Raw genomic sequence first — 20,056 nt, forward strand, 5'->3', positions numbered from 1 at the left:
GCCTGATAAGGCGCAAGCCGCCATCAGGCAATGAGATGATACCCATGCCGGATGACGAGGCGTTGCGTCTTATCCGGCCTACGAAACGGAACTGTTATCAGGTAACGACACCCAGTCGCGTACCTGAATAAACTCGCGCAATGCCGCTTCCGGGCTGCCTTCCTCGGGATGATAGTCGTATTCCCAGCGCACTAACGGCGGCATCGACATCAAAATGGATTCGGTGCGCCCGCCGGTTTGCAGACCAAACAGGGTGCCTCTGTCCCATACCAGATTGAACTCCACGTAGCGACCGCGGCGATAAAGCTGAAAATTACGCTCCCGCTCTCCCCAGACCATCGCTTTGCGTCGTTCGACAATCGGTAAATATGCCCCGATGTAGCCATTACCTACCGCCTGCATAAAAGCAAAACAGTGGTCGAAATCCGGCGTATTCAAATCGTCAAAAAACAGTCCGCCAACGCCGCGCTGTTCGTTGCGGTGTTTGAGGTAGAAATAGTCGTCGCACCACTTTTTATAACGCGGATACACATCGTCGCCAAACGGCTGACACAGGTCGCGGGCGGTACGGTGCCAGTGAATGGCATCCTCTTCAAAGCCGTAGTAGGGCGTTAAATCGAACCCGCCGCCAAACCACCACACCGGATCGGCGCCCGGTTTTTCGGCAATAAAAAAGCGCACGTTAGCGTGGCTGGTGGGAATATACGGATTGTGCGGATGCACCACCAGCGACACGCCCATCGCTTCAAAGCTACGCCCGGCCAGCTCCGGCCGATGCGCGGTGGCGGACGCGGGCATCGCATCACCGTGAATGTGAGAGAAGTTAACGCCCGCCTGTTCGAAAATGCCGCCGTTGCGTAATACCCGGCTGCGTCCGCCGCCGCCCGCTTCGCGTCGCCAGCTATCTTCGATAAAGTTTGCGCCATCCACAGCGGATAACGTTTGGCAAATATCATCCTGCAGGCGTAGCAGAAACTGTTTTACGTGATGTGCATCGGGTTTCATGATTACCGTTTCTTCGTGTGTGCTTTCTGGTTATCAAACCAGTGAAAATAACTGATGATGCCGTTGGCGATCGCCGTAGCGATTTTCTGGCGAAACGCCGTCGTGCCCAGCAGGCGTTCTTCTTCCGGATTGGTAATAAACGAGGTTTCGACCAGCACCGATGGAATTGACGGTGATTTTAGCACTACGAAAGCCGCTTGTTCGGTAGTGCGACTGTGTAATTTGTGTATGGGTTTGATTTTCTTGAGAATATGCGAACCCAGCGTCAGACTGTTTTTAATCGTATCGGTTTGTACCAGATCAAACAAAACTTGTTGTAATAGATGATCCCGGTCAGTGGCTTTTTTACCCGCTACTTCGTCCGCGCGGTTTTCGCGCTCGGAGAGATACTTCGCCATGGCGCTACTGGCCCCGCGGTTGGAAAGCGCAAAAACGGAAGCGCCCGCCGCTTTCGGGTTGGTAAAACCATCGGCATGAATAGACATAAACAGATCCGCGCCGTGCTTATGGGCGATTTCTACCCGATCGTACAGCGGAATAAAGGTATCCCCTGTCCGGGTTAAACGCGCATCGATTCCGTGATTTCGCAAAATAGCGCGTACGTTTTTGGCAATGGCCAGCACGACGTGTTTTTCCTGAGAACCGTTGCGGCCAATCGCGCCGGTATCGATGCCGCCGTGTCCGGGATCGAGCATCACCAGCCGTTTACTGCCGGTTTTTTTGGTTTTGGGTTTGCTGTGCCCATTACTGGTTTTTAGCGTGTCTTCTTTGGCTAATGCAGGTGACATACCTGACAGCGTCAGGGCCGCCAGACCTGTTTTGAGTACCTGGCGGCGCGATGTGAGAGTTTTTAGGAGTTTAAAAGTGCTCATACGGCCTGAGTTGTGAAAATTAAGTTCAAGATGTTATATCGTATCGCGTAATCCGTTACGACGGTTGGTGATGAGAATTGTTTTACTTTTCATTTCAATACGTGACACATTGCCATTATGCCATTTTTTCCGCAACATCGCGTCAGATATTGGCTGAATCAGATGTTTGCGCCATAATCTTGGTTTTTCCACCCGAAAAGGCAACGAATACCATGGAAATACGCGTTTTTCGCCAGGAAGATTTCGAAGAGGTGATCACCCTCTGGGAGCGTTGCGACCTGCTGCGTCCATGGAACGATCCTGAAATGGATATTGAACGCAAGGTAACTCACGATGTCAGTTTGTTCCTCGTTGCCGAAGTTAGCGGCGAAGTGGTCGGTACGGTAATGGGCGGTTATGACGGGCATCGCGGCTCGGCGTATTATCTGGGCGTTCACCCGGAGTTCCGCGGGCGCGGTATTGCGAATGCGCTGCTTAACCGACTGGAAAAAAAACTCATCGCCCGTGGTTGTCCAAAAATCCAAATTATGGTGCGTGATGATAACGACGTTGTGCTGGGCATGTATGAACGTCTGGGGTATGAGCATTCTGACGCCCTGAGTTTGGGTAAACGCCTGATTGAAGATGAAGAGTACTGAGTTTCATCCAGCCGATTATGATGTACACGGACGTTTACGCCTGCCGTTTCTCTTCTGGTGCGTACTGCTACTTCAGGCGCGCGCCTGGATACTCTTTGTAATTGCCGGTTCATCCCGTGAACAGGGTAATACTTTGTTAAACTTTTTTTATCCCGACCATAATAATTTTTGGCTGGGGCTGTTGCCCGGCGTTCCGGCGGTAGTGGCGTTTTTGCTTAGCGGGCGGCGTGAAGCGTTTCCTGGTGTGTGGCGCTGGCTACGCGGATTCCTGATCCTCGCTCAACTGGTGTTGCTGTGCTGGCAGCCGATTATGTGGCTGGGAGGCGACCCGGTCGACGGCGTCGGGCTGGCGCTGCTGCTGGCGGACATCGTCGCGCTGATCTGGCTGTTAACCAATCAACGTTTGCGTGCCTGTTTTCCCTTTGAGAAAGAATAACGGCACTTTTTGGCGAGCCCGCACTCCAACCAACGTTAATTAATAAAAGAAAGGAAGTGAGATGAAATCGCTGCGTTTGACTTTACTCGCACTGCCGCTGGCGCTGACCGGCTGTTCGACGCTCTCATCGGTCAACTGGTCTGCCGCAAATCCGTGGAACTGGTTTGGTTCATCGACAGAAGTCACTGAGCAAGGCGTGGGAGAACTGACCGCCACCACGCCGCTGGAAGAGCAGGCTATTGCAAAGGCATTAGATGGCGATTATCGCCTGCGTAGCGGTATGAAAACCGATAACGGCAACGTGGTGCGCTTTTTCGAAGCGATGAAGGGCGACAACGTCGCGATGGTGATCAACGGCGAGCAGGGAACCGTGAGCCGTATTGAGGTGCTGGACAGCGATATCCCATCCGCCGCGGGTGTCAAAATCGGTACACCGTTTAGCGACCTTTACAGCAAAGCCTTTGGTCACTGCGAGCCGGTTTCCAGCGATAACCATACCAGCGTCGAATGTAAAGCCGAGGGAAGTCAGCATATTAGCTATGTTTTCTCCGGTGAGTGGAGCGGACCGGAAGGTTTAATGCCTCCTGATGACGCCTTAAAAAACTGGGGCGTGCGTAAAATTATCTGGCGTCGTTAATTTGCGTCTGAACAAACCGCTTCGCTTAAAAACAAGGTAAAATAGCCGCCATTAATGCCACGACTGCGTGGCATTCTCATTTTCAGGAGGAATCATGTCTCAGGTTCAAAGCGGCATTTTGCCGGAACATTGCCGTGCGGCAATTTGGATTGAAGCCAATGTGAAAGGCAACCTGGACGCCCTGCGCGCGGCCAGCAGAACATTTGCCGATAAACTGGCGACCTTCGAAGTCAAATTTCCGGACGCCCATCTTGGGGCCGTTGTGGCGTTTGGCAACAACACCTGGCGCGCCCTGAGCGGCGGTGTCGGGGCGGAAGAACTGAAAGATTTTATTCCTTATGGTAAAGGGCTGGCGCCGGCCACGCAGTATGACGTGCTGATCCACATCCTTTCCCTGCGCCACGATGTGAATTTTTCTGTTGCCCAGGCGGCGATGGAAGCCTTCGGCGATTGTATCGACGTGAAAGAAGAAGTTCACGGCTTCCGTTGGGTGGAAGAACGCGATCTGAGCGGCTTTGTCGACGGGACAGAAAACCCGGCGGGCGAAGAGACGCGCCGTGAAGTGGCGGTGATCAAAGATGGTGTGGATGCCGGCGGCAGTTATGTTTTCGTGCAGCGTTGGGAACACAATCTCAAGCAACTTAACCGGATGAGTATTCAGGATCAGGAGATGATGATCGGTCGTACCAAAGAGGCTAATGAAGAGATTGACAGCGATGCGCGTCCGGCAACGTCTCACCTGAGCCGCGTGGATCTGAAAGAAGATGGCAAAGGGCTGAAGATTGTGCGCCAGAGCCTGCCATACGGTACCGCCAGCGGTACTCATGGTCTCTATTTCTGCGCTTACTGTGCACGTCTGCATAATATCGAACAGCAGCTTCTGAGTATGTTCGGCGATACCGACGGTAAACGCGACGCGATGCTGCGCTTCACCAAACCGGTGACCGGCGGCTACTATTTTGCGCCGTCGCTGGATCGTCTGCTGACGCTGTAAGGCGAAGTAGCATAAAAATGCTCATCCCCGCCTCCGCGGGGATTTTTTTACCTAAGATTTACCTGAATTAGTGAGCTATTCCTCAGTACTTATTTGTTATTACTGTATTTTCAGTGTTAATGGAGTGTAAGGCTCCATATTCAAAAGGAGACATTGAAAATGGGTAAACTCACGGGCAAGACAGCATTGATTACGGGCGCATCGCAGGGCATCGGCGAAGGGATTGCCCGCGTATTCGCACGCCACGGCGCGAACTTAATCTTGCTGGATATCTCCGATGAGATTGAAAAGCTGGCGGATGAACTGGGCGGGCGCGGGCATCGTTGTACTGCCGTTAAGGCTGACGTCAGAGATTTTGCTTCGGTGCAGGCGGCGGTTGCGCGCGCTAAAGAGACTGAAGGTAGAATTGATATTTTGGTGAATAACGCTGGCGTGTGCCGTCTGGGCAACTTCCTTGATATGAGTGAAGAAGATCGCGATTTTCACATTGATATTAATATTAAAGGTGTCTGGAACGTGACCAAAGCCGTTCTGCCAGAGATGATCAAACGTAAAGATGGCCGCATTGTGATGATGTCTTCCGTCACGGGGGATATGGTGGCAGACCCGGGTGAAACGGCCTATGCGCTGTCAAAAGCCGCCATTGTCGGTTTAACCAAATCGCTGGCGGTAGAGTATGCGCAGTCCGGTATTCGCGTGAATGCCATCTGCCCCGGTTATGTAAGAACGCCAATGGCGGAAAGCATTGCCCGTCAGTCTAACCCTGACGATCCGGAATTGGTATTAACTGAAATGGCAAAAGCCATTCCGCTACGCCGTCTTGCCGATCCGCTGGAAGTAGGGGAACTGGCGGCATTTCTGGCTTCCGATGAGTCCAGCTATCTTACCGGAACGCAAAACGTCATTGATGGCGGTAGTACCCTGCCTGAAAGCGTGAGCGTAGGCGTCTGATTGATGCCGGTCTCCTCCTCACGCCGCGTGGGGAGGGATTCTCTTATTCCCTTTTCGACTTTCAAATCAACAAACGGTATATAAAACCGTTACTCCTTTTGTACTCGTTATAAATATGATGACTAATAGAAAGTCATTAAATTTATAAGGGTGTGTAATGGCCGTTAACTTCCTGAAAAAAAATGCTCTGACGCTGGCGGCGTCTCTGTTACTGGTCGGTCAGGTACAGGCGACGGAACTGCTGAACAGCTCTTACGACGTCTCCCGCGAGCTGTTTGCCGCCCTCAATCCACCTTTTGAGCAGCAATGGGCGAAAGATAACGGCGGTGATAAGCTGACGATTAAGCAGTCTCATGCCGGGTCATCAAAACAGGCGCTGGCGATTTTGCAGGGACTGAAGGCAGACGTTGTGACCTACAATCAGGTGACCGACGTACAAATTCTCCATGATAAAGGCAAACTGATCCCTGCCGACTGGCAAAGCCGTCTGCCGAACAATAGTTCGCCGTTCTACTCCACGATGGGCTTCCTGGTGCGCAAGGGGAACCCGAAAAATATTCACGACTGGAGCGACCTTGTACGTTCAGACGTGAAGCTGATTTTCCCGAACCCGAAAACCTCCGGCAACGCCCGTTACACGTATCTGGCGGCATGGGGCGCGGCGGATAACGCGGACGGCGGCGATAAAGCCAAAACCGAACAGTTTATGACCCAGTTCCTGAAAAACGTCGAAGTGTTTGATACCGGCGGGCGCGGCGCTACGACCACCTTTGCGGAGCGTGGTCTGGGCGATGTGCTGATTAGTTTTGAATCGGAAGTGAACAATATCCGCAAACAATATGAAGCCCAGGGATTTGAAGTGGTGATCCCGAAAACTAACATTCTTGCTGAATTCCCGGTCGCCTGGGTGGATAAAAATGTTAAGGCCAACGGCACCGAAAAAGCCGCCAAAGCTTACCTGAACTGGCTGTATAGCCCGCAGGCGCAGACCATCCTCACCCATTACTACTACCGCGTGAATAACCCGGAAATCATGGGCAAGCAGACAGATAAATTCCCGCAGACCGAACTGTTCCGCGTGGAAGAAAAATTTGGTTCCTGGCCGGAAGTGATGAAAACGCACTTTGCCAGCGGCGGCGAGCTGGACAAACTGTTGGCGGCGGGGCGTAAGTAATGCTTGCCGTTTCTTCCCGACGCGTGCTGCCCGGCTTTACGTTAAGCCTCGGCACCAGTTTGCTGTTTGTCTGCCTGATCCTGCTGTTGCCGTTGAGCGCGCTGGTGATGCAGCTCTCACAGATGAGCTGGGCGCAATACTGGGATGTCGTGACCAACCCACAGGTGGTGGCTGCCTATAAAGTGACGCTGCTGGCGGCATTTGTGGCGTCGATTTTTAACGGTGTGTTTGGTCTGCTGATGGCGTGGATTTTAACCCGCTACCGTTTTCCAGGGCGCACGTTGCTGGATGCGCTGATGGATCTGCCGTTTGCGCTGCCGACGGCGGTTGCGGGGTTAACGCTGGCCTCACTGTTCTCAGTGAACGGTTTCTACGGTCAGTTTCTTGCGCAGTTTGATATCAAAGTGACCTATACCTGGCTCGGTATTGCGGTGGCGATGGCCTTTACCAGCATTCCATTTGTGGTGCGCACCGTCCAGCCGGTACTGGAAGAACTGGGGCCGGAATATGAAGAAGCGGCACAAACACTGGGGGCTACCCGCCTGCAAAGTTTTCGCAAAGTGGTGCTGCCTGAGCTGTCGCCTGCGCTGATTGCCGGCGTGGCGCTCTCTTTTACCCGTAGCCTGGGCGAGTTTGGCGCGGTGATTTTTATCGCCGGGAATATCGCCTGGAAAACAGAAGTGACCTCGCTGATGATTTTTGTGCGTTTGCAGGAGTTTGATTACCCAGCCGCCAGCGCCATTGCTTCGGTGATCCTTGCGGCATCCTTGCTGCTACTGTTCTCTATCAATACTTTGCAAAGTCGCTTTGGTCGACGTGTGGTAGGTCATTAATGGCGATCGTTGCTCAATTGAAGCGATACAACGTCCCCCGCATTAACTGGGGAAAATGGTTTCTGATTGGCGTCGGGATGCTGGTCTCGGCGTTTATCCTGCTGGTGCCGATGATTTACATCTTCGTGCAGGCGTTCAGCAAAGGGTTAATGCCGGTACTGCAAAATCTGGCCGATCCGGACATGCTGCACGCCATCTGGCTGACGGTGTTGATTGCCTTGATCGCAGTACCGGTGAATCTGGTGTTCGGCATTCTGCTGGCGTGGCTGGTGACGCGCTTTAACTTTCCCGGACGTCAGCTACTGCTGACCCTGCTGGATATTCCCTTTGCCGTCTCGCCGGTAGTGGCCGGTCTGGTCTATCTGCTGTTTTACGGCTCCAACGGCCCGTTAGGCGGCTGGCTGGATGAGCATAATCTGCAAATTATGTTCTCCTGGCCGGGGATGGTGCTGGTCACTATTTTCGTCACCTGTCCGTTTGTGGTGCGCGAACTGGTGCCGGTGATGCTCAGTCAGGGCAGCCAGGAAGATGAGGCGGCGATTTTACTGGGCGCGTCCGGCTGGCAAATGTTCCGCCGCGTGACGTTGCCGAATATTCGCTGGGCGCTACTCTACGGCGTGGTATTAACTAATGCCCGTGCGATTGGCGAGTTTGGCGCGGTGTCGGTGGTGTCCGGCTCGATTCGCGGCGAAACGTTATCGCTACCGTTACAGATTGAATTACTGGAGCAGGACTACAATACCGTCGGCTCCTTTACCGCCGCCGCATTGTTGACGCTAATGGCGATTATTACCCTGTTTTTGAAGAGCATGTTGCAATGGCGTCTGGAGAATCAGGAAAAACGCGTGCAACAGGAGAAAAATCATGAGCATTGAGATCGCCAGAATTAAGAAATCGTTTGGTCGTACTCTGGTACTGAATGATATCTCGCTGGATATTCCTTCCGGCCAGATGGTTGCCTTGTTGGGGCCTTCTGGTTCCGGCAAAACGACGTTGCTGCGCATTATTGCCGGGCTGGAACATCAGTCCAGCGGCCATATTCGTTTCCACGGTACGGACGTTAGTCGCCTGCACGCGCGTGAGCGTAAAGTCGGTTTTGTGTTTCAGCACTATGCGCTGTTTCGCCATATGACGGTGTTTGACAACATCGCTTTTGGCCTGACGGTGCTGCCGCGACGCGACCGCCCAACTGCGGCGGCGATTAAAACGAAAGTGACGCAATTGCTGGAGATGGTGCAACTGGCGCACCTCGCGGATCGCTTTCCCGCCCAGCTTTCCGGCGGACAAAAACAGCGCGTGGCGCTGGCGCGCGCGCTTGCCGTGGAACCACAAATTCTACTGCTGGATGAACCGTTTGGCGCGCTGGATGCTCAGGTACGTAAAGAATTACGTCGCTGGTTGCGCCAGCTACATGAAGAACTGAAATTCACCAGCGTCTTTGTCACCCACGATCAGGAAGAAGCGACGGAAGTGGCGGATCGGGTGGTGGTGATGAGTCAGGGCAATATCGAACAGGCTGATGCGCCGGATCGGGTGTGGCGTGAACCGGCTACCCGCTTCGTACTGGAGTTTATGGGCGAGGTGAACCGCCTGAAAGGCACCGTACGCGGAGGGCAGTTTCACGTTGGCGCGCATCGCTGGCCGCTGGGTTATACGCCCGCGTACCAGGGGCCGGTCGATCTGTTCCTACGGCCATGGGAAGTGGACGTGAGCCGCCGTACCAGCCTGGATTCGCCGTTGCCAGTGCAGGTGCTGGAAGCCAGTCCGAAAGGACACTACACCCAATTAGTTGTACAACCCCTCGGGTGGTATAACGAACCGCTGACGGTCATCATGCAGGGCGATGAGTCCCCGAGTCGCGGTGAGCGGCTGTTTGTTGGACTGCAAAAAGCGCGTCTGTATAACGGCGACCAGCGTATTGAAACGCGTGAAGAGGAACTTGCACTGGCGCAATCGGCCTGATAGGTTAATTTGTATAGTTATCGCCCGGTGGCGCTACGCATACCGGGCTTTTTTACGAGCTGAAAACGTGAACACATTAGAACACACAATCGGTAATACGCCGTTGATAAAATTACAGCGGATGACGCCGGATAATGGCAGTGAAATTTGGCTCAAGCTGGAAGGCAATAATCCGGCAGGATCGGTTAAGGATCGCGCGGCGCTGTCGATGATCGTCGAGGCGGAAAAGCGCGGGGAAATTAAACCGGGCGATGTCCTGATTGAAGCGACCAGCGGCAACACCGGGATTGCGCTGGCGATGATCGCCGCGCTGAAAGGTTACCGCATGAAGCTGTTGATGCCAGACAACATGAGTCAGGAGCGTCGGGCGGCAATGCGGGCGTATGGCGCGGAACTGATCCTGGTCACCAAAGAACAGGGAATGGAGGGCGCGCGCGATCTGGCGCTGTCCCTGGCTGAACGCGGCGAGGGCAAACTGCTCGATCAGTTTAATAATCCTGATAATCCATACGCCCACTACACGACCACCGGCCCGGAAATCTGGCGTCAAACCGCAGGGCGAATCACCCATTTTGTTTCCAGCATGGGCACTACCGGTACGATTACCGGCGTTTCGCGTTTTCTGCGTGAGCAGGAAAAGCCAGTGACGATTGTCGGTTTGCAGCCGCAAGAGGGGAGCAGTATTCCGGGGATTCGGCGCTGGCCCGCGGAATATATGCCCGGTATTTTCAGTGCGTCGCTGGTAGATGAGGTACTGGATATTCATCAGCAGGAGGCGGAAAACACCATGCGTGAGCTGGCGGTGCGTGAAGGTATTTTTTGCGGCGTGAGTTCCGGCGGCGCGGTAGCCGGTGCGATTCGAATGGCGAAGGCTAACCCTGGCGCGCTAGTGGTGGCGATTATCTGCGATCGCGGCGACCGTTACTTGTCTACTGGTGTGTTTGGCGAAGAGCATTTCAGCCAGGGGGCAGGGATTTAGCGTGTAGGCCTGATAAGCATAGCGCCATCAGGCAAATTACGGCACGATCGCCGGATGACGACGCAAAGCGTCTTATCCGGCCTACGATGTTTAATCGTTACGTTTTTCCACCAGCTTATCAAGGAATAGCCACAGCTTTTCATGCATCCGCAGGTAATCCCATGCGCGCATCTCGGCGACTGAGCGGATAAAACGCTTCCCTTGCGCGTCGGCCAGCTCCTGCTGCGAATGTTGGATTAATTCTTCAACCGCCTCGACGGTAAATTCCATATGACACTGGAAGCCATAGACAAAATTGCCATACTGCACTATCTGACGTGGACAGCCTTCGCTTTCCGCCAGCACAATCGCCTGATCGGTGAGTCCCGGCATATCGTTGTGCCAGTGGCCGACGGTTAACGGAGAGCCAAAATGGGCGATAAGCGGATGCCGCAGACCGGCTTCAGTGAGCGTAATAGGGTAGTGACCAATCTCTTTTTCCGGGCTTTGACACACAGCGGCGCCCAGCGCCTCGCCAATGAGCTGCGAACCAAGACAGATGCCGATAACTATTCGCCGGGCCGTAATCGCCTGATTAATTAAGTGCTGCTCGGCGCAAGAGTCAAAGTACGGGCACGCTTCGCGGGTGGTGCGCGGCGACTGCGGACCGCCAAATACAACGAGCATATCGAACTCATCGGCATTGCGCGGTAGCGCTTCTCCGGCATAGACGCGCGACCATGAAATGGCATAACTGCGATCTTCAGCCCATTTCAAATAAGCGCCAGCGGATTCAAACGACTCATGGACAACAAAATGAACTCGCACGTTATTTTCTCCTGTTAGCGATTTAGCGCCTGATGGATATCAGCCGCCAGCGTGTTGATCTCGCTGTCATTTAATGTTGACAACGTGATACGTAGACCGTGAGATGGCGCGCTTACGCCAAAGGCTTCTCCCTCACGTACCAGCCAGCCGGATTTTGCCAGCGTAAACGCGGTGGCCTGGCTATGGGTTTCCAGCGGGAGCCAGGTATTCAGGCCGTCACCGGGAGAAATGGCGATGCGATGCTGCTGTAGGGCGCGGGCCAGTTTTTGTTGCCGGTCGGCGTAAAACAGCCGCGTTTGCGCCAGCTTGTGCTGATACTCAGGGTCGGTCAGGCAGGCGCAGACCAGATCCTGTAACAGATGGCTGACCCACTGGCTACCGGCATTTAGCCGCAGCCGAAGTTTTGCCGAGGTCGCGCTGTCGCTGGCGACAATAGCGAGACGTAAATCGGGGCCGAGGGTTTTGGAAACGGAGCGTATCACCGCCCAGTGTTGCGTTGTCTGCGCAATAACCGGCTGCCAGGGCGACGAAGAAAGAAGAGCGAAGTGATCGTCGATAATGACCAGTACCTGAGGGTAACGCGCCAGCATATTTTGCAGCGCGGCGGCGCGGCGAGCGCTCAGGCTACAGCCAGTAGGGTTGTGCGCACGCGGCGTTAAGATCACCGCCCGCGCGCCCTGGTTTAGCGCTTGCTCCAGCTTTTCAGGCTGCATTCCTTCGCTATCCACGCTGATCGGACTGGCGCTAAAACCGGCATAGCGCAGCATATTGATACTGCTTAAAAAACAGGGATCTTCCACCGCGACGCTGTCGCCCGGCAACAGATGCGCGCTAAGCAGCCTTTCGATGGCGTCGATAGCTCCGCTGGTGATATCAATTTCGCCTGCGACGGGTGTGGCATCCCGTAGCCAGCGCACCGCCCAGGCATGCAGTTCAGGCGAAACGGGCGCATCGCCGTAGAGATGCGGCGTGCGGTTGAGGCGGGCAAAATAACGGCTGAGGTCGGGCAGACGCTGCGGATCAGGATTGCCGCCGGAAAGGTCGTGCAGAGGTGTATGCGGATCGCCGCCTTCCAGCGCTACCGGAGACGGACTGCCTTTAATCACCGTTCCATTACGGCCTAAACTTTGCGCCAGTCCCGCCGTTATCAGCCGTTTATACGCTGCTGCGACGGTATTGCGGTTCACCTTTAATGCGCTTGCCAGCTCCCGTACCGGCGGGAGCGAGTCCTCCGCCCGTAACGTGCCAGCGGAAATGTGCTGACGAATACTGTTAAAAATTTCGCTGGCGGTTTTTCCGTCGATCATTATTGACCTATGACAAAATGAATTTTAGCATATGACGATAATAATGAGGCGATAGTCTGCTGTCCAGCGAGAGGAAAATTTTATGGGGCAAGAGAGTGATATCCAGTCAGTACTCTTCGACGACAACCATCGGGCGTTACAGACCGACATTGTCGCCGTTCAGTCACAGGTCGTGTACGGCAGCGTCGGCAACAGTATTGCCGTACCGGCGATAAAAGCGCAGGGTTTACAGGTGACGGCGGTCCCGACGGTGCTGTTCAGCAATACGCCGCACTATAAAACGTTTTATGGCGGCATTATTCCCGCCGAGTGGTTTGCAGGCTACCTTACGGCGTTGAATGAGCGTGATGCGTTACGCGAATTAAAAGCGATTACCACCGGTTACATGGGCAGCGCAGACCAAATTGTATTGCTTTCGAAGTGGCTAATGGCAATTCGGGCTTCGCATCCGGAGGTCTGTATTCTTGTCGATCCGGTCATTGGCGATACCGACAGTGGAATGTTGTCAGCGCCAGTGATATAAGACGGTAATTCACCATTTGGATTGTCCGCTCCCCCCAACATGTTGTTTCCTTAAGGTTCTCACACCAGAAAGGACATCAACATGCTGAGCAGAGAGGACTTTTACATGATAAAGCAAATGCGCCAGCAGGGCGCGTACATTGTCGATATTGCGACTCAGATTGGTTGCTCTGAACGGACGGTCAGACGCTACCTCAAATACCCTGAACCGCCAGCCAGAAAGACCCGCCACAAAATGGTTAAGCTGAAACCGTTTATGGATTACATCGACATGCGCCTGGCAGAGAATGTCTGGAATAGTGAGGTTATCTTCGCGGAGATTAAGGCAATGGGTTATACGGGCGGACGTTCCATGCTGCGTTACTACATCCAGCCCAAACGTAAAATGCGTCCGTCAAAAAGAACAGTTCGCTTCGAAACTCAGCCTGGATACCAGCTCCAGCACGACTGGGGCGAAGTTGAGGTGGAGGTTGCCGGGCAACGGTGCAAAGTTAACTTTGCGGTTAATACGCTGGGGTTCTCCCGCCGCTTCCATGTCTTCGCAGCACCAAAACAGGATGCTGAGCATACCTACGAATCACTGGTTCGCGCCTTCCGCTACTTCGGTGGTTGTGTGAAAACGGTGCTGGTTGATAACCAGAAGGCTGCGGTGCTGAAGAATAACAACGGGAAAGTCGTGTTCAACTCCGGATTCCTGTTGCTGGCCGACCACTATAACTTCCTGCCACGGGCATGCCGTCCACGCAGGGCCAGAACAAAAGGTAAGGTTGAGCGAATGGTGAAATACCTCAAGGAGAACTTCTTCGTCCGGTACCGCAGGTTCGACAGCTTCACTCATGTTAATCAACAACTGGAGCAATGGATAGCCGATGTGGCTGACAAACGGGAACTTCGCCAGTTCAAAGAAACGCCGGAACAGCGCTTCGCGCTGGAGCAGGAACATCTGCAGCCGTTACCGGATACGGACTTCGATACCAGTTACTTCGATATCCGCCATGTGTCCTGGGACAGCTATATCGAGGTTGGTGGTAATCGTTACAGCGTTCCCGAAGCGCTGTGTGGTCAGCCGGTATCGATACGAATATCGCTGGATGACGAGTTGCGGATCTACAGTAATGAGAAACTGGTGGCCTCACATCGCCTCTGTTCGGCATCGTCTGGCTGGCAGACAGTGCCGGAGCATCACGCCCCGCTCTGGCAGCAGGTCAGTCAGGTGGAACATCGACCACTGAGTGCCTATGAGGAGCTGTTGTGATGCATGAGCTGGAAGTCCTGCTGAGTCGCCTGAAAATGGAGCATCTGAGTTATCACGTTGAAAGCCTGCTGGAACAGGCAGCTAAAAAAGAGCTGAACTACCGGGAGTTCCTGTGCATGGCGCTACAGCAGGAATGGAACGGCAGGCATCAGCGCGGTATGGAGTCCAGGCTGAAGCAGGCTCGTCTGCCGTGGGTCAAAACGCTGGAGCAGTTCGACTTTACCTTCCAGCCGGGCATCGACCGTAAGGTTGTCCGGGAACTGGCTGGTCTGGCGTTCGTGGAGCGCAGCGAAAACGTGATCCTGCTGGGACCTCCTGGTGTCGGAAAAACTCATCTGGCCATAGCTCTTGGCGTGAAAGCGGTGGATGCGGGACATCGGGTACTGTTTATGCCACTGGACAGACTGATCGCGACACTGATGAAAGCGAAACAGGAAAACCGTCTGGAGCGTCAGCTGCAGCAACTGAGTTATGCCCGGGTGTTGATCCTGGATGAAATAGGCTATCTGCCGATGAACAGAGAGGAAGCCAGCCTGTTCTTCCGGCTACTGAACCGTCGATATGAAAAAGCGAGCATCATACTGACGTCAAACAAAGGGTTCGCAGACTGGGGAGAAATGTTCGGAGATCACGTGCTGGCAACAGCGATACTGGATCGGTTGCTACATCACTCAACCACGCTGAATATCAAAGGAGAGAGTTACCGGTTAAAAGAGAAACGTAAAGCTGGAGTGCTGACCAAAAACACAACGCCAATCAGTGATGATGAAATGGTGAAAAGCGGACAGCATCAGTAACGAAAGTATCTTAGCGGGCATGAAAATGGCAAATAACGGTCAAACATCGTGGCGTTGACAATGTATGTGCAGGCGGAAATTCCGCAGGCCTATCGCACGTATTTACTGCCGCAGGCGCAGGGGCTAACGCCGAACGTATTTGAGCTGGAGATGCTGAGCGGTAAACCGTGCCGCACGCTGGAAGAGGCGGTGGCGGCGGCGCAATCGCTGCTTTCCGATACGCTGAAATGGGTGGTTATCACCAGCGCGCCGGGCGAATCTCTGGAGACCATAACGGTTGCCGTTGTTACCGCGCAGGTCGTGGAGGTCTTTGCCCATCCGCGGGTGGCGACGGAGTTAAAAGGGACGGGAGATCTCTTCTGCGCCGAGCTGGTTAGCGGTATTGTGCAGGGAAAAAAACTGACGACCGCGGCAAAAGATGCAGCGCAGCGCGTGCTGGAGGTGATGACCTGGACACAGCAGTGTGGCTGTGATGAGTTAATTCTGCCGCCGGCAGGGGAGGCGCGATGAAGAGTTATCGGCTGGTGGTTCGCCAGCAGGGACGTATCGTGGGGCATTTCGAAACGAGCGGGCTGGACGCGCTGGAAGATATCTGTGTGGCGCGAGCGATGTTTAGTATGGCTGGCGGGTATCAGTGCGAACTACTGGTATCCGATTCAGAGCGGCGGATGTTGGAGAGCGGGCCGGAGGGGATGAAAATCCTGATGCGCGAGAAATGTTACCGACCGGTGACCTCGGCGCTGTGATGCCAGATGACAACGTAAACGCCTGTATCCTGACCTACACTGTATGCAGACAAAAAAATGGCGCCCAAAGGCGCCATTCTTCACTGCGGTAAGAATTACTTCTTAATGCGGATAACCGGAGTTTCACCCACGGTCACGCTACCGGACAGTTTGATCAGTTCTTTGATTTCATCCATGTTGGAGATAACAACCGGAGTCAGGGTAGACTTGGCTTTTTCTTCCAGCAACGGCAGATCGAACTCAATGACCGGATCGCCAACTTTCACGCGCTGACCTTCTTCAGCAATACGCTTGAAGCCTTCGCCTTTCAGCTCAACGGTGTCGATACCGAAGTGAACGAACAGCTCAATGCCGCTATCGGATTCGATAGAGAACGCATGGTTGGTTTCAAAGATTTTGCCGATGGTACCGTCAACAGGGGCGACCATTTTGTTACCAGTTGGTTTGATAGCGATGCCATCACCAACGATTTTTTCAGCAAAAACTACATCCGGCACGTCTTCGATGTTGACGATCTCGCCAGAGAGCGGGGCAACAATCTCAATAGTTCCGGTGTCTTTCTTATCATCAGAAACCAGAGATTTTAGTTTATCGAACAAACCCATGATCTTCTCCTAAGCAGTAAATTGGGCCGCATCTCGTGGATTAGCAGATTGTTTTTTCTTCAATGAACTTGTTAACCAGCGTCATTAACTCGTCCGTTGTCGGTTGAGCAAGAGCCTGCTCTGCTAACACCTTCGCATCTTCGAAGTTCGTGTTACGGATAATCTTCTTAATGCGCGGGATAGAAATGGCGCTCATAGAGAATTCGTCCAGACCCATCCCCAGCAACAGAAGTGTAGCACGTTCATCGCCTGCAAGCTCACCACACATGCCAGTCCATTTACCTTCTGCATGAGAAGCATCAATAACTTGCTTGATCAAGTTCAGTACGGACGGTGACATTGGCTGGTAAAGGTGTGAAATCATATCATTACCACGGTCAACTGCCAGGGTGTACTGTGTTAAATCATTGGTGCCGATACTAAAGAAATCAACTTCTTTGGCTAAATGACGTGCAATTGTCGCCGCAGCCGGTGTTTCCACCATCACGCCAATCTCAATGCTTTCGTCAAATGCTTTACCTTCGTCACGCAGTTCCTGTTTGTAGATTTCAATCTCTTTGCGCAGCGCGCGAACTTCTTCAACTGAGATGATCATCGGGAACATAATGCGCAATTTACCGAAAGCGGAAGCGCGCAGAATCGCACGAACCTGGTCACGCAGGATCTCTTTGCGATCCATGGCGATACGCACGGCGCGCCAGCCCAGGAATGGGTTTTCTTCTTTCGGGAAGTTCATGTACGGCAGCTCTTTGTCGCCGCCAATGTCCATGGTACGGACGATAACCGCCTGCGAGCCGCACGCTTCAGCGACCGCTTTATATGCGGCAAACTGCTCTTCTTCCGTCGGCAGCGCGTCGCGATCCATGAACAGGAATTCAGTACGATACAGACCAACGCCTTCCGCGCCGTTACGCTCAGCGCCTTCAACGTCACGAACGGTACCGATGTTGGCGCAAACTTCAACCTGATGTCCATCCAGCGTGATTGCCGGCAGATCTTTCAGTTTTGCGAGTTCCGCTTTCTCGGTCGCAACCTGCTCCTGAACGGCGCGCAGTTGCTCAATAACATCGTTGGTCGGGTTGACGTAAACCTGGTTGTTTACGGCATCCAGAATCAGATAGTCGCCGTTTTTCACCTGAGAGGTGACGCTACCGGTACCTACGATCGCCGGCAGTTCCAGAGAACGTGCCATGATGGAGGTATGAGACGTGCGTCCGCCCGCATCGGTGATGAAACCCAGCACTTTCTGCAGGTTCAACTGCGCGGTTTCTGACGGCGTAAGATCGGCGGCTACCAGGATAACTTCTTCCTGAATTGCGCTCAGATCGATAATGGCCAGACCCAGGATGTTGCGCAGCAGGCGCTTACCGATATCACGTACGTCAGCCGCACGCTCTTTCAGGTATTCGTCATCCAGTTCTTCCAGGGCAGTGGCCTGACCTTCGATAACTTCATGTGCGGCTGCGTCAGCCGTCATGTGCTTATCTTTAATCAGGGCTATGATTTCCTGCTCCAGCTCCTCATCTTCGAGCAGCATAATATGCCCTTCAAAGATGGCTTCTTTTTCTTCACCGAACGTTTCACCAGCTTTTGTCTTGATCGCTTCCAGTTGCGCAGATGCCTTGGCACGACCGCTCAGAAAACGTTCAACTTCCTGATCAACCTTGTCGGCAGAAATTTTTTTCCGGTCAATGACGATTTCGTCTTCTTTCAGCAGCAGTGCTTTGCCGAAAGCGATACCCGGGGATGCTAAAATGCCTGAAATCATAACCCTACCTTACTTGTGACTGATTTTTAAAAGAACCCGGAAAAAACTTACTCGAGTTCCGCCATCAGTTTGACCAGATGTTCAACCGCTTTCTGCTCATCTTCACCTTCTGCGGAGATGGTGACGATGGTGCCTTGAGTCAGGCCCAGAGTCTGCAGTTTAAACAGGCTTTTCGCGCTGGCGCTTTTGCCGTTGGAAGTCACAGTAATCTCAGAAGTAAAGCCTTTTGCTTCTTTAACAAACTGAGCAGCAGGGCGGGTGTGCAGACCGTTCGGAGCGGTAATGGTAACTTCTTGCTGGAACATTGTATTTCCCCAACTTATAGGTTTAGTGTTGTGGAACTAAAGTCTAGCCTGGCGGCTCAACTTTAGCCTGTATTGTTAGCGCTGGCGTAAACGGGACGCGACACAAAAGGTGTTCTACGCAATCCGTTGCTGGCAACTTATGGCCGCTGACGTTTCGCTCGTCATTAAACATTATGCCGCGAAAGGAAGATTTGAACCAAATCATAAAATCGATTCAGCTAACGCTTTTCCTGTAACGATTAATTTCGCGCATCAAAATAATTAGTCTGGTTAAATACCAGTTCCGGCAGGGTGAATCAATGCCAGGTGAGGTGAAAGTTTGAAGCAGGCCACAAAAAAGCACCCAAAAAGGTGCTTTTTTACGCGTTTTTAACATGCTGGCATCACTGTTGCAGTTCTTTCTCGGTAAAGAGATCGGCAAACAGCGCAGTGCTCAGATAACGCTCACCTGATGAGGGTAGGATAACCACAATATTCTTATTGGTAAAGCTTTCATCTTCTTGTAGCTTAAGCGCTGCAGCGACCGCCGCGCCGGAAGAAATTCCCGCCAGAATACCTTCCTCTTCCATCAGACGGCGCGCGGTAGAAATGGCCTCTTCATTGGTGATACCAACCACTTTATCAATCAGCTTCAGATCCAGGTTGCCTGGGATAAAGCCTGCGCCGATGCCCTGAATTTTATGCGGACCCGGCTTCAATTCTTCGCCTGCCAGCGCCTGGGCGATAACCGGGGAGTCGGTGGGTTCTACCGCGACGGTGATAAGATCGGTTTTACCCTTCGTCCCTTTGATATAACGCGTGACGCCGGTCAACGTACCGCCGGTGCCGACGCCGGAGATAAACACATCTACCTGACCATCGGTGTCCTCCCAGATTTCCGGGCCGGTGGTTTTTTCATGGATTTCCGGGTTGGCAGGGTTGCTGAACTGTTGAAGCAGGAGATATTTTTGCGGATCGCTGGCGACAATTTCTTCAGCTTTCTGAATAGCGCCTTTCATCCCTTTCGCCCCTTCGGTCAGTACCAGATTTGCGCCTAACGCTTTGAGTAGCTTGCGGCGTTCGATGCTCATGGTCTCCGGCATGGTCAGGGTGAGTTTGTAACCGCGTGCGGCGGCGACATACGCCAGCGCAATACCGGTATTGCCGCTGGTCGGCTCCACCAGTTCCACGCCAGGTTTCAGCACGCCGCGCTTTTCGGCATCCCAAATCATATTGGCGCCGATACGGCACTTGACGCTAAAGCTCGGGTTGCGTGACTCCACCTTCGCCAGAATGCGTCCGTTACCGATACGGTTCAGTCGAACCAGCGGCGTATGACCGATAGTCAGCGAGTTATCTTCATAAATCTTACTCATGGCCTGTCCTTAACTGTATGAAATTGGGATACCTTCCCAGCATACCTTCCAGCCAGATATGGGGAAGTAAGGATTTCGCATATCTATATGCTGATGGGAAATAATGGT

At 53.3% G+C, this 20,056-nt stretch carries 21 protein-coding genes and 2 pseudogenes; 15 read left to right on the forward strand and 8 right to left on the reverse strand.

Annotated features, from left to right (window positions below; all coding sequences use genetic code 11):
• Nucleotides 1-78: 78 nt before the first annotated feature.
• Both hemF and amiA read right to left on the reverse strand, forming a co-directional pair.
• Nucleotides 79-1,005, reverse strand: a complete 927-nt coding sequence (gene hemF, locus ACE15A_RS06070; protein ID WP_053507809.1) for an oxygen-dependent coproporphyrinogen oxidase — start codon at nt 1,003-1,005, stop codon at nt 79-81.
• 2 nt (nt 1,006-1,007) lie between these two features.
• The gene (amiA, locus tag ACE15A_RS06075) at nt 1,008-1,877 is read right to left on the reverse strand and encodes an N-acetylmuramoyl-L-alanine amidase AmiA (protein ID WP_053507808.1); all 870 of its coding nucleotides are present in this window, start codon (nt 1,875-1,877) and stop codon (nt 1,008-1,010) included.
• A gap of 212 nt (nt 1,878-2,089) precedes the next feature.
• On the opposite strand from amiA, the gene ACE15A_RS06080 reads away from it, so the two are divergent.
• The 10 genes from ACE15A_RS06080 (at nt 2,090) to cysM (ending at nt 10,481) form a co-directional block, all read left to right on the forward strand.
• Nucleotides 2,090-2,515, forward strand: a complete 426-nt coding sequence (locus ACE15A_RS06080) for a GNAT family acetyltransferase (RefSeq protein ID WP_023248145.1) — start codon at nt 2,090-2,092, stop codon at nt 2,513-2,515.
• Entirely contained in the window at nt 2,502-2,951 is a 450-nt protein-coding gene (locus ACE15A_RS06085; RefSeq protein ID WP_023248144.1) for a DUF2919 domain-containing protein, read from the forward strand. The genes ACE15A_RS06080 and ACE15A_RS06085 overlap by 14 nt, the downstream gene beginning before the upstream one ends.
• A gap of 61 nt (nt 2,952-3,012) precedes the next feature.
• The gene (locus tag ACE15A_RS06090) at nt 3,013-3,588 is read left to right on the forward strand and encodes an RpoE-regulated lipoprotein (protein WP_053507807.1); all 576 of its coding nucleotides are present in this window, start codon (nt 3,013-3,015) and stop codon (nt 3,586-3,588) included.
• 94 nt (nt 3,589-3,682) lie between these two features.
• The gene (locus ACE15A_RS06095; protein ID WP_023248142.1) at nt 3,683-4,582 is read left to right on the forward strand and encodes a Dyp-type peroxidase; all 900 of its coding nucleotides are present in this window, start codon (nt 3,683-3,685) and stop codon (nt 4,580-4,582) included.
• Nucleotides 4,583-4,741: 159 nt separating this feature from the next.
• On the forward strand, nt 4,742-5,533 hold the full coding sequence (gene ucpA / locus ACE15A_RS06100) for an SDR family oxidoreductase UcpA (protein ID WP_023248141.1): 792 nt from the start codon (nt 4,742-4,744) through the stop codon (nt 5,531-5,533).
• A gap of 157 nt (nt 5,534-5,690) precedes the next feature.
• Nucleotides 5,691-6,707 (forward strand): thiosulfate/sulfate ABC transporter substrate-binding protein CysP, encoded by a 1,017-nt coding sequence (gene cysP, locus ACE15A_RS06105; protein ID WP_129382379.1) that lies wholly within the window; start codon nt 5,691-5,693, stop codon nt 6,705-6,707.
• Entirely contained in the window at nt 6,707-7,540 is an 834-nt protein-coding gene (cysT, locus tag ACE15A_RS06110; RefSeq protein WP_000881745.1) for a sulfate/thiosulfate ABC transporter permease CysT, read from the forward strand. The genes cysP and cysT overlap by 1 nt, the downstream gene beginning before the upstream one ends.
• Nucleotides 7,540-8,415, forward strand: a complete 876-nt coding sequence (cysW, locus tag ACE15A_RS06115; RefSeq protein WP_053507806.1) for a sulfate/thiosulfate ABC transporter permease CysW — start codon at nt 7,540-7,542, stop codon at nt 8,413-8,415. The genes cysT and cysW overlap by 1 nt, the downstream gene beginning before the upstream one ends.
• The gene (gene cysA / locus ACE15A_RS06120) at nt 8,405-9,502 is read left to right on the forward strand and encodes a sulfate/thiosulfate ABC transporter ATP-binding protein CysA (protein WP_023248137.1); all 1,098 of its coding nucleotides are present in this window, start codon (nt 8,405-8,407) and stop codon (nt 9,500-9,502) included. The genes cysW and cysA overlap by 11 nt, the downstream gene beginning before the upstream one ends.
• 67 nt (nt 9,503-9,569) lie before the next feature.
• The gene (gene cysM / locus ACE15A_RS06125) at nt 9,570-10,481 is read left to right on the forward strand and encodes a cysteine synthase CysM (protein ID WP_023248136.1); all 912 of its coding nucleotides are present in this window, start codon (nt 9,570-9,572) and stop codon (nt 10,479-10,481) included.
• 90 nt (nt 10,482-10,571) lie between these two features.
• Here the strand turns inward: cysM and ACE15A_RS06130 are convergent, their stop codons facing one another.
• Together ACE15A_RS06130 and ptsJ are read right to left on the reverse strand one after the other, a co-directional pair.
• The gene (locus tag ACE15A_RS06130) at nt 10,572-11,288 is read right to left on the reverse strand and encodes a type 1 glutamine amidotransferase (RefSeq protein WP_053507805.1); all 717 of its coding nucleotides are present in this window, start codon (nt 11,286-11,288) and stop codon (nt 10,572-10,574) included.
• 14 nt (nt 11,289-11,302) lie between these two features.
• Nucleotides 11,303-12,595, reverse strand: a complete 1,293-nt coding sequence (gene ptsJ / locus ACE15A_RS06135; RefSeq protein WP_053507804.1) for a transcriptional regulator PtsJ — start codon at nt 12,593-12,595, stop codon at nt 11,303-11,305.
• Nucleotides 12,596-12,677: 82 nt separating this feature from the next.
• Here ptsJ and pdxK point away from each other — a divergent pair.
• From pdxK to ACE15A_RS06160, 5 genes and pseudogenes are all read left to right on the forward strand, one after another.
• Nucleotides 12,678-13,097, forward strand: a pseudogene (gene pdxK / locus ACE15A_RS06140) (pyridoxine/pyridoxal/pyridoxamine kinase); the annotation flags it as partial.
• Between the two features lie 102 nt (nt 13,098-13,199).
• Nucleotides 13,200-14,372: an IS21-like element IS21 family transposase gene (gene istA / locus ACE15A_RS06145; RefSeq protein WP_000952373.1), complete on the forward strand. Its 1,173-nt coding sequence runs from the start codon at nt 13,200-13,202 to the stop codon at nt 14,370-14,372.
• Nucleotides 14,372-15,169, forward strand: coding sequence for an IS21-like element IS21 family helper ATPase IstB (gene istB, locus ACE15A_RS06150; protein WP_000544830.1), 798 nt, complete (start codon nt 14,372-14,374; stop codon nt 15,167-15,169). The genes istA and istB overlap by 1 nt, the downstream gene beginning before the upstream one ends.
• A gap of 60 nt (nt 15,170-15,229) precedes the next feature.
• Nucleotides 15,230-15,679, forward strand: a pseudogene (locus ACE15A_RS06155) (PfkB family carbohydrate kinase); the annotation flags it as partial.
• Nucleotides 15,676-15,915 carry a hypothetical protein gene (locus tag ACE15A_RS06160; protein ID WP_000844545.1) on the forward strand — a complete coding sequence of 80 codons (240 nt, stop codon included), beginning with the start codon at nt 15,676-15,678 and terminating at the stop codon, nt 15,913-15,915. The pseudogene ACE15A_RS06155 and the gene ACE15A_RS06160, both read left to right, overlap by 4 nt.
• A 95-nt stretch (nt 15,916-16,010) precedes the next feature.
• Here the strand turns inward: ACE15A_RS06160 and crr are convergent, their stop codons facing one another.
• The 4 genes from crr to cysK all read right to left on the reverse strand — a co-directional run bounded on the left by crr (nt 16,011) and on the right by cysK (nt 19,948).
• Nucleotides 16,011-16,520 carry a PTS glucose transporter subunit IIA gene (gene crr / locus ACE15A_RS06165; RefSeq protein WP_000522253.1) on the reverse strand — a complete coding sequence of 170 codons (510 nt, stop codon included), beginning with the start codon at nt 16,518-16,520 and terminating at the stop codon, nt 16,011-16,013.
• A gap of 40 nt (nt 16,521-16,560) precedes the next feature.
• Entirely contained in the window at nt 16,561-18,288 is a 1,728-nt protein-coding gene (ptsI, locus tag ACE15A_RS06170; protein ID WP_000623118.1) for a phosphoenolpyruvate-protein phosphotransferase PtsI, read from the reverse strand.
• 47 nt (nt 18,289-18,335) lie between these two features.
• Nucleotides 18,336-18,593, reverse strand: a complete 258-nt coding sequence (gene ptsH, locus ACE15A_RS06175) for a phosphocarrier protein Hpr (RefSeq protein ID WP_023248132.1) — start codon at nt 18,591-18,593, stop codon at nt 18,336-18,338.
• 383 nt (nt 18,594-18,976) lie between these two features.
• Nucleotides 18,977-19,948, reverse strand: coding sequence for a cysteine synthase A (cysK, locus tag ACE15A_RS06180; RefSeq protein ID WP_023248131.1), 972 nt, complete (start codon nt 19,946-19,948; stop codon nt 18,977-18,979).
• Nucleotides 19,949-20,056 lie beyond the last annotated feature (108 nt).

The sequence above is a fragment of the Salmonella sp. HY31 genome (genome assembly GCF_042604575.1).
GTDB classification, from domain to species: domain Bacteria; phylum Pseudomonadota; class Gammaproteobacteria; order Enterobacterales; family Enterobacteriaceae; genus Salmonella; species Salmonella diarizonae.